Genomic DNA, 2,290 nt, shown 5'->3' with positions numbered 1-2,290 from the left:
GAGCAGAACCGGCTGCCAGTCGGGCTGGCCGTTGATCAGCAATTGCACCTGCTTGAGTTGCCCGGCCAGGCCATAGCGCGACTGCTGCCGATGGTCGCCGGCATCGGTCTGTTCCAGTACGGCACCCACGGGGCTGAACACCCGTTGACTGGTGAAGGCTTCGCCATCGCCAAAGGTGCGGGTTTCCTGTATCGGCTGGCCGAACAAGGCGAAGCTGTCGGTGTGCAGCGTGCCGGAGCGATCCTGGCTTTGCAGCAATTGCCCGCGCAGGTTGTAGCCAGCATCGGCAGTGGCGTCGGCATAGCTGAACACATCGACCAGGGCCTCGCCGTTTTCCTCGACGGCCACTGCGCGCAATTGGTCGTCGAAGGCAGTACGCCAATGGCTGCCGCGCTCGTCCCAGCGTTGCTGCGGCTCACCGGCCAATCCCGGCAGGTTCAGGCGCCAGCCGGCGTCGACGCTGTCGGACTTCAGTACTGCGCCGCCCAAGCCATAAACGGTGGTCAGGCTGGGCACCGTCAGGCGCGGATCCCATTGAGCCACCAATCGCCCACTTGCATCGTGACACTGACGGCTTGTCAAAGACGTTGCACCGTCACCCTCAACACTACGCAAATAGTCGACCTGACAAATCGGCAGGCCACGGCCATCGCTCACAGAGAGTGAAGGCGTGCGCCAATGAGGGGATCTAATTCCCATGGATCCACCAGTTGTACAACCGGGAATGTTTTTTAGCGACGGGGTGAGCCTGCTGTCGTAAAAACCGGTTATCCGTTGTGTTCCTTTCCTTGTACGCGGCCACTCCCCTGAGTCCGTGGGCGATGTCGGCCTGAACAGCCGCGGTTTGTGCGCGCAAAGTCGCCAGACCGACATCCGAGCCTGATGCTTTGAAGGCGGCTTCGTATAAATTCGACTGCTCTGTAACAGCCTGCTGCCACTGGAGATACATCGTCTCGATTTTGGCGATCTTGACGGGATCCAGACCGTTTTTGATGTCTTCTGCTTCGATAGCTCGAGCCAACATGCTGAGAGCGCCGGGAATAATCGAGATCCAACTGGATATAACTCGGTTCAGGAGAAAATCAGGGGCTGAGCTCGCTATTGAATTCAGCTTGTCCTTGATGTCTTGCATGCCTGTTTTTTTTTGGGAAGTAGTAGAGATCCCCAAGTCCTCATTGATCTTTTCGACCGACATCGTCGACGTTTGTGGTATCAACGGGCCCAGGCGGACGCCAACCCTGTCCGCAATCTCATTACTCACCGGATCCAACACGGCATTGACCAGATCGCCGGCGAGGTTGCCGGCGGTCAATCCACCGGTTCCCAGAAAAGGAATACCAGGAACGCTTGGAACGACGCTATCAACCCCTCCCGCCGCTCTGACGCCCACTTCATAGCCAGCAATACCTTTGCCTACCTCCGCAACGAAATTGGCCAGGAGGTTTCTTCCCAAATGTTTCTGATGAATGACGTCATGCATGACCTTATTGGTCTGGTCGGCAAATCCCCCTACAGTGGAAATGAACTCAGAAGAAAGCTTGATGGCAGCCTCCAGTTCACTTTCACCCGCGGCATCCACAAAACGCAGCGGATTGTTGCTGACAAACTCATACAAATTCAGTCCGTCCACATCCCCCGCCGGGTCGGGGCTGATCCAGCGTTGCTCCCACGCTGCGTAATACCGTGCGCCGTAGTAATAAAAACCGCTGGCATCCATCTCTTTGCCCGAATAACGAATGAACCTGTAACTCACCTCAATCAAGAACTTTGCAAGCATCCAGGCAGTGGCACCGAACGGGTAATAGCCTTCCTGACTGGTGATCTCGGCGTTCTGGTCCAGTTCCATCGTGCAGGACCCCAAGTGATCCTCGAGGCTGTAGCGCAGTTGATTGATCTCGACGCCTTGGGGTGGTTTTTTTGCCCAATGCAGACAGCGTGCGCTGCCGACACTGATGACGTGCAGTTCTTCACCGTTGTCCTTTGTGCGAATTTCCAGCCCCGGCAAATAGCGCACCTGATGGAAGTGTTCGGCGGTGTCGGTAAAGGTTTCATGACGTTTGAACACCCGCACGCCTTGGCTGTAGTGGTAGTGCTCGGCGTCGTCGCGAGCGTCTTCACGGTGGATCAGCGTCACGCAGGCCAGCTCGTCTCGCACGTTCCATTGCATGTCCCCGGTAGCCAGCGTCTGCAGATTGCCGTGGCGGTCGAACAGCTTGTCGAAGTCAGGGGGCGGGTCGCCCGGTTTCCAGCGCACGCCGCGGTTGCTGGTCGAGTCGATACACATCTGGAC

General features: G+C 57.3%; 1 protein-coding gene and 1 pseudogene. Both read right to left on the bottom strand.

The features are described 5' to 3' along the window. A pseudogene (locus K5E40_RS34235) lies at nt 1–699 on the bottom strand (toxin); the annotation flags it as partial. Next, on the bottom strand, nt 689–2,290 hold a 1,602-nt coding region (locus tag K5E40_RS34230; protein ID WP_221734420.1), incomplete at its 5' end, for an RHS repeat domain-containing protein. The gene K5E40_RS34230 and the pseudogene K5E40_RS34235, both read right to left, overlap by 11 nt.

The sequence above is a fragment of the Pseudomonas baetica genome, from assembly GCF_019733355.1.
GTDB classification, from domain to species: domain Bacteria; phylum Pseudomonadota; class Gammaproteobacteria; order Pseudomonadales; family Pseudomonadaceae; genus Aquipseudomonas; species Aquipseudomonas baetica_A.
This window is presented reverse-complemented; position numbering and strand designations above follow the sequence as displayed.